The sequence below is a fragment of the Cryobacterium sp. Y62 genome (assembly GCF_002929785.1).
Lineage (GTDB): Bacteria > Actinomycetota > Actinomycetes > Actinomycetales > Microbacteriaceae > Cryobacterium.
The window spans coordinates 96563-103703 of record NZ_PJJK01000110.1 but is presented as its reverse complement, the minus strand read 5'-3'; the positions used below and the strand labels follow the sequence as shown (position 1 = coordinate 103703).

Sequence of the window (7141 nt, the reverse complement as noted above, 5' to 3'; positions counted from 1 at the left end):
ACGGAACCTATTGGCTGGCTGTTGTTGTCGTTTTGTGGCTCACGCACATAGTCGGTCGTACTTGGCTGCCCGCCGAGCCGCGGCCAGCTTCCTTCGCCTTATCCGATTCGCCAACTGAACGTTCATCGCTTTCGGCTGAGAGGTCGACTCCTTCGCCATTGGCGATACCGCCTGTCTGTGGAGATGTAGGGCAGACTCCTGCCTTTTTCTGCGCAAAGGTGCAGTCCTCAGGATCCGCGTAAGAGGGTGCTGTAGGCGTAATTGTGAGCGCCATCGTCGCCAGAGCTGAGACTATGAGCAGAAGTTTGAACCGGACCATATTGGGGACTCCGAAATCAGCAGTTGTCGGGAATTACTGTCGGGCGTAACGAAGACGACGACCATCGGCGAGCGGGAATCGTCGTGTTTGACCACGGACTCACCGGCCTCGTTGACCGTGTCGGAGGCGCTGAGATCTAGGCAGAGGTATGTGCGTATCTCCCAAGTGGAATCTGCCAGGGTCTGGGATGATTGAATGGTCATTGAATCAAACAGGGTGACCCCGGTAAACGACCAGCCTTTTTCCTCCATCAGCTTGCCGGCTTGCTCTGCGCCGTCGTGTTCCGTGCCTGTAGTAAGGGACAAATATGCCTTCCATGATTCAGAATCCGTTGCACGGGCAGTATCACCTGCTGCAAGGTAGGTCGTATACGCCGCCTTCGCGGCAGCGAGAGCTTCGTCGTTCGAGGCGAAGGCCGGGAGACTCGCACTGGGAGTGGCGGTCGCCTCCACGATGGGCGGACCCGAATCGGGCGGGACGGGAGCGGCCATGCATCCGTTCAGCGTACTGGCAAGGAAAAGCACGGCAGCGGTGAGCACAGCTCTGTGCACGGGGTGTCCATGCGGCGGGTTTCGCATGGGGCCACCATAGACCGGATTGCTACAACCCCGTCAAAGTTCTCCACAGGCTGGTGTTGGGACCAGAATCAGGCTACGCGGCGGGCTCGAGGGTGAGCGTGTCGGTCGCGTCGTCCTTGATAGTCGTCGGGGTGAACAACCACGGACGCGTCTCATGATCGCGCCAGAGCGGCGCCTGATCGATGTAGTTGGAATGGAAGGCGTGACCGGATGCCCCGGTGAGATTGATCCAGGTGGAGTCGTCGAAGTCCTCCAGGCTGATCACCTGCCGCATCGAGGGTACCCAGTCGACCTGGTAGCCCTGGGTGGCATCCCACCCGACGGCGTTCACGACGGTAGATCCGCCCGCCAGCTCGTAGGGTCCGCGGTTGAACAGCCACTCCAGCGGGGCGATCCCCGACTCGCCGAAGCTCGCGTTCTTGAGGTCGAGCGTGTGAATGCTGCCCCACTGCCAGTCAGCCGGGTCAGACCCCATCAGGTCGGCACTCTCGGTGGCGGCGCTCGTCATCACCCGCCGCAACATGCTCTCCTGGCCGACGGTGCCGTAGGTGGGGTTGGACCACCACGGCGAGTCAGGCTGGCCGAGCAGGCTCGTCACCACGGAGAACGCCCGGTCACCACCGGTGAGATGGGCGCCGTCGTCGATCTTGCCGGTGAACATGTCCTTCAGCAACGTACGCCAGATCACGTTGAAGTAGGCGGCCGCCGCGCTGTCGGCATCTACCTGGTAGTCCCAACCATCCAGCAGCTGTTGCGCCTCGGCTGCTGAACCGGTGAGGCGCACCTCCTGTAGCCGTGGCACCAGCGCCGCGGCGATCGCACTGTAGTTGTCGCCCTGAATGTCGCTCATCAGCTCTGCGGTGAGCGGAGTCCCGACCGCGATGAGGTTCTGCAGTCGAGCGGTGATCTGGTTCGCTCGATATCCGAGATCCCAGTCGGCCGTCAGCAGGTTCGGGGAACCCGGGTCGGCGGCGGCGTTATTGGCCGTGACGATGTATCCGCTCGATGGATTGAAAGTGCTCGGCAGCGCATCAAAGGAAATGTAGCCGGTCCAGCCGTATTGGCTGGTCCAGCCTGGCACCGGGAGGGTGCCGTTTCCACTGGCCCGAATGGGGATGAGTCCGGGAGCCTGGTAGCCGATATTGCCGTCGACGTCGGCATACGTCAGGTTCTGCGCCGGAACCTCAAACAGGGCTGCGGCCGCCCGAAAGCTGGTCCAGTCGGTCGCTTGGTTGAGCGCGAAAATTGCGGATGCCGTTCGCCCGGGTGCCAGCGCGGTCCACTGCAGGGATAGCTCATACGTGCTGGCCTCAGCGACGGACTCTGCCCCGGAGGAAGCCGGCGGTAGTTCAGCCACTGTCGGATAGTCACTGGCGATGCGTTGGTAAGTGGTGCCCTTAAATCCGCTGAGCAGTGGTCCGTGCTCGGTCGAGCGAATCTCGATCTTGACATCGTCACCGCCGGCGACCGAGATCTTCTCGTCGCGCAGCAAAAGCGGCTTCGCCGCGCCGTCGAATTCGTAGCTGTCGCCGGTTACTTTTTCAATATAGAGGTCGGCGACGTCGGGTCCGAGGTTAGTGAAACCCCAGGCGATGCGCGCGGTGTGACCGATGATGACGCCCGGCAAGCCGGAGAAGCTGTACCCGGCGACGTCGAACGGGCAGTCGGCGTTGATTGACTGGCAGCGCAGCCCGACCTGGTACCAGACCGAGGGCAGTGCCGGCCCGAGGTGCGGGTCGTTGGCCAGTAGCGGCAGGCCGGTGTCGGTGAGAGAGCCCGCGACGACCCAGGAGTTGGAACCGATCTCGCCGCCGGCCGGTCCGAGCAGCTCCGGAACCGAAGAGAGCGCGGCGCGCAACTCGGTGAGTGCTCCCGCGTAGGAATCGACGGACGCTGGCTCGATGGTCGAGTCAAGGCTGGTGCTGGCGGACGGCTCGGACGTAGGTTCAGCGGTCGGTTCGGCAGCATCCGGCGCCCCGGCCGAAGGAACGACGACCGTCTGGCTGCCGGTAATGGTCGGGTGCGTTCCCGCGGGGTACTCGGGGTGCAGCTGGTTCACCTCGCTCGGTGTGAGCGTCATCGACAGCAGCGCTCGGTCGATCTCATCATCGAGGTTGGAACGCAGGTCCCAGGCCATTGCCTTGAGCCAGGCGACCGAGTCCGCCGGAGTCCACGGTTCGACCTCATACCCAGGGTTCTGCAGGCCTAAAATGGCATACTCTAACGACAGATCGGCGCCGTCATGGGTGTCGAGGTAGGCGTTCACCCCGTCGGCGTAGGACTGGTAGTAGCCGAGTGTGACCGGGTCGAGCAGTGCTACCTCCTGTTCGGCGACGGTGCGCCAGCCGAGCGTACGCACAAACGTGTCGGTGCCCACCTGGCTCTCGCCGAACAGCTCCGACAGTCGACCGCTCGTCACGTGCCGGCGAAAATCCATCTCCCAAAAGCGGTCCTGGGCATGCACGTATCCCTCGGCCAGGAACAGGTCGGCCGCGGTCTTCGCCGTGATCTGAGGTATTCCGGCGTCGTCACGGGTCACGGTTACCGTGCTCGACAAGCCCTCGATGTTGACGGATCCGGACAGGGTCGGAAACGAGCGTGTCACCGTCCAAACGCCCAGCCCGGCCGTGACCAGAACGAGGCTGAGCACCACACCGAGCGCGATCAATAACCGCCGAATGTGGCGATGGCCCTTGCTGCGCGGTGCGTCGGTCCCCACATCACTCCCTCGTGTGTTGCCTCTACCGGGATGCTAGCGGAACCCGCTGACATCCGCTCTGCAGCAGCTACGCGTGCAGCGCGGCGTTCAGTGTGATGCCGCTGCCGCTGCGGGCGAGTACCTCGACGGCGCCGGAGATGGAATTGCGGCGAAAGAGCAGGTTGGGCACGCCAGAGAGCTCCACGGCCTTCACCGTCGGCCGCGTGCCGTCGTCGCCGACCGGCTCGCCGACCAGAATCACTTTGGTGCCGGCTGTGACGTAGAGCCCAGCCTCGACGACGCTGTCGTCGCCGATGGCGATGCCGACGCCGGAGTTGGCGCCGAGCAGGGCGCGGGCGCCGATCGAAATGCGCTGGGTTCCGCCACCGGAGAGAGTTCCCATAATGGATGCCCCGCCACCGATATCGGCGCCGTCACCGACCACGACACCCTGCGAAATACGGCCCTCGACCATTGAGGAGCCGAGGGTTCCGGCGTTGAAATTGACGAAGCCTTCGTGCATCACGGTGGTACCGGGGGCGAGGTGGGCGCCGAGCCGCACGCGTGAAGCATCCGCTATTCTCACGCTGGCCGGTACGACGTAGTCGAGCAGCGGCGGGAACTTATCGACGCCGCTGGCCTGGATTCCGGCACGTTGCAGGGCCGGACGAAGCCGTGCGAAGTCGACCGGCAGCATGGGGCCGACGTTGGTCCAGACCACGGTGGGCAGGTGCGCGAAGATGCCGTCGAGGTTGATGCTGTTCGGCAGAACGAGCAGGTGGGAGAGCAGATGTAGCCGTAGATAGGCATCCGACGTGTTGGCCGGGGTCGCGTCGAGGGTGATCTCTACGGTGACGGCTTCGAGGCGCACCGCGCGACGGGCGTCGTCGCCGGCTGCCTCACAGAGTTCGGCCGGAACGATCCAGCGATCGCGGCCGGTCGGCAGTGTACCGAGCGCCGGGGACGGAAACCAGGTGTCGAGCACGGTGCCGTCGGTGGCGACGGTCGCGAGACCGTACCCCCACGCCTGGGTCGGTGCGGCTGTGACGTTTTCGGTAAGAACGGAGGGCATACCTCTAGGTTAGTAGAGTGACTTCTAGACTTCCGGCCCCAGCGAAACTCACCGTACTCGACCTGACGGCGACGTCGGTCGAACTGACCAGGCAAATTTGCGATATGGAGTCGGTCTCCGGCAACGAGACCGCCCTGGCCGACGCGATCGTCGTCGCGCTGGAGGGCTTCGAGCACCTCGAAATCATTCGCGATGGCGACACCGTCGTCGCTCGCACCAACCTGAATCGTGCCCAGCGCGTCGTCATCGCCGGCCACATCGACACCGTTCCGCTCAACGACAACCTGCCGACCCGCTACGAGACCATCGACGGCGTCGACTACCTGTGGGGCCGCGGCACCACCGACATGAAGGCCGGCGTCGCCGTGCAACTCAAGCTCGCCGCCGAACTGAGCGCCCCCGGCGTCGACGTGACCTGGATGTGGTACGACCACGAAGAAGTCTCCGACGAACTCAACGGCCTCGGCCGTCTGGCCCGTAACCGGCCCGACCTGTTCAAGGGCGATTTCGCCATTCTCGGCGAACCGACCAAGAGCCAGATCGAGGGCGGCTGCAACGGCAACCTGCGGGTCGAGATTCGCTGTTTCGGACTGCGCTCGCACTCCGCGCGCAGCTGGGTCGGCGAGAACGCCATCCACAAGGCTGCAGCCATTCTGAACATTTTGGCCGGGTATCAGGCCCGCGAGGTCGAGGTCGAAGGCCTCGTCTACCGCGAGGGACTCAACGCGGTCGGCATCACCGGCGGCGTCGCCGGCAATGTCATCCCGGACGAGTGCATGGTACACGTCAACTACCGCTTCGCTCCGAGCCGCAGCGGCGATGAGGCTGTCGCTCATCTGCGCGAGTTGTTCGCCGGCTACGACCTAACGGTCGTGGACCGTGCCGAGGGCGCCCGGCCCGGCCTCGACGCCCCGCTCGCCCGCGAATTCCTCGCCGCCGTCGGCGGTATCGCCAGGCCCAAATACGGTTGGACCGATGTCGCTCGCTTCTCGGCCCTCGGAGTTCCGGCCGTCAACTACGGGCCCGGTGACCCGCTCAAGGCGCACGCCGATGACGAGCGCGTGGCCGTAGAAGAGATCACGGCCTGCGAGAGCGGTCTGCGCGCCTGGCTGAGCGCATCCGTTCGCTAACGCAGCGACAGAACAATGACTGAGCGGATGCTGCGCTCCCGCAGCCAGGCCACCCGCCGCCCACACTTCCACCGCCCACACTTCCACCGCCCGCCCGCCCACCTGATACCCGCCACCTGGCACGCCCGCTATCGGCTGACTCCGTGGTGGGGCAAGGTGATCGCGGTCTGGGCGCTGTCGCACGTGGTCACGACGAGCCTTGTCGTTATTCTGGCGAGCGTGCAGGGCCCCAACGCGTGGACCGGCGCGAGCCCGAAATACACCGACTTTGCCAATATGTGGGACGGCAACTGGTACAACATCGTCGCTGTTGTCGGCTACCCGAGTGTGCTGCCCGTAACCGAGACCGGTCAGGTCGGTGAGAATGCTTGGGCGTTCATGCCGGGATACCCGGTACTGGCGCGACTGCTGATGGAACTGACCGGGTTCACCTGGGCGCCGGTGGCGGTGTTCGTCTCGGTCGTCTTCAGCCTCGGCACCGCCCTGCTGTTCTACCGGCTGATGGCCCGGGTTCAGTCGCCGGCCACGGCCCTGTTCGCGGTCGTGCTGTTCTGTGTCGCCCCGCTGTCGCCCCTGTTGCAGTTCGCCTACGCCGAGTCGATGTACCTTTTCTTTCTGACCCTCGCGCTCTACCTGCTGCTCGAACGCCACTATTGGCTGCTGTTTCCGGTGATCGCGGTGATGGCCCTGACCCGGCCGAGCGGGCTGGCCTTCGCGCTCGCGCTCGGGCTGCACGTGATCTATCGGTTCGTCACGCGCGGGCGTGACCCTTTTGCGCCTCGAGAACGGATGCTGGCGGCATCCGTTACCCTGTTCAGTGCGCTGCTGGGGTTGGTCTGGCCGCTCGCTGCCTGGGCGGTAACCGGCGACCTGATGGCCTATACCGACACGGAACTCGCTTGGCGAGCACCCTACATCGGCTATCAGGAGCTCGTGCCGTTCACGGCCTGGTTCCAGAGCGGCGTCTGGTGGCTCGGCAGCCCGTTGGGCATCGTCGTGGTGACCGCGCTGATTCTGGCCTTCGCCCTGCTGCTCTTCACACCCGCTGTACGGCGTCTCGGCGTTGACCTGCGGCTGTGGCTGGCGAGCTACGCTCTGTACCTGCTCGCGGTGTTTTTTCCCCAGTCGAGCACTTTTCGGCTGCTCATGCCGATGTTTCCGCTGCTCGGCGCGGCCGCGATGCCGCGTAACCGGGCCTATCGCGTGGCGATCGTTTTGGTCTGCGCGGCCGGGCAGTGGGGCTGGCTGCTGATCTGCTGGGGAGTGGACGGCTACGACTGGACGCCGCCTTAAACGACCGCGAAGGGCCCTAATTTACGTCTCGGGCCGAGATAGTCGATAATG

At 64.5% G+C, this 7141-nt stretch carries 5 protein-coding genes; 2 read left to right on the top strand and 3 right to left on the bottom strand.

From position 1 onward, the window contains the following. Window positions 1-291: 291 nt before the first annotated feature. The 3 genes from CXY71_RS12000 to dapD all read right to left on the bottom strand — a co-directional run bounded on the left by CXY71_RS12000 (window position 292) and on the right by dapD (window position 4667). Window positions 292-810 carry a hypothetical protein gene (locus tag CXY71_RS12000; RefSeq protein ID WP_146072816.1) on the bottom strand — a complete coding sequence of 173 codons (519 nt, stop codon included), beginning with the start codon at window positions 808-810 and terminating at the stop codon, window positions 292-294. 160 nt (window positions 811-970) lie between these two features. Then, complete coding sequence (locus CXY71_RS11995; RefSeq protein WP_104135831.1) at window positions 971-3616, bottom strand: penicillin acylase family protein; 2646 nt, start codon at window positions 3614-3616, stop codon at window positions 971-973. A 67-nt stretch (window positions 3617-3683) separates the two neighbouring features. Next, on the bottom strand, window positions 3684-4667 hold the full coding sequence (dapD, locus tag CXY71_RS11990) for a 2,3,4,5-tetrahydropyridine-2,6-dicarboxylate N-succinyltransferase (protein WP_104135830.1): 984 nt from the start codon (window positions 4665-4667) through the stop codon (window positions 3684-3686). A gap of 17 nt (window positions 4668-4684) precedes the next feature. Between dapD and dapE the strand changes: the two genes are divergently transcribed. Both dapE and CXY71_RS11980 read left to right on the top strand, forming a co-directional pair. Then, entirely contained in the window at window positions 4685-5797 is a 1113-nt protein-coding gene (gene dapE / locus CXY71_RS11985; protein WP_104135829.1) for a succinyl-diaminopimelate desuccinylase, read from the top strand. A gap of 15 nt (window positions 5798-5812) precedes the next feature. Next, on the top strand, window positions 5813-7090 hold the full coding sequence (locus CXY71_RS11980) for a hypothetical protein (RefSeq protein WP_233204608.1): 1278 nt from the start codon (window positions 5813-5815) through the stop codon (window positions 7088-7090). The last annotated feature ends 51 nt before the right edge of the window (window positions 7091-7141 follow it).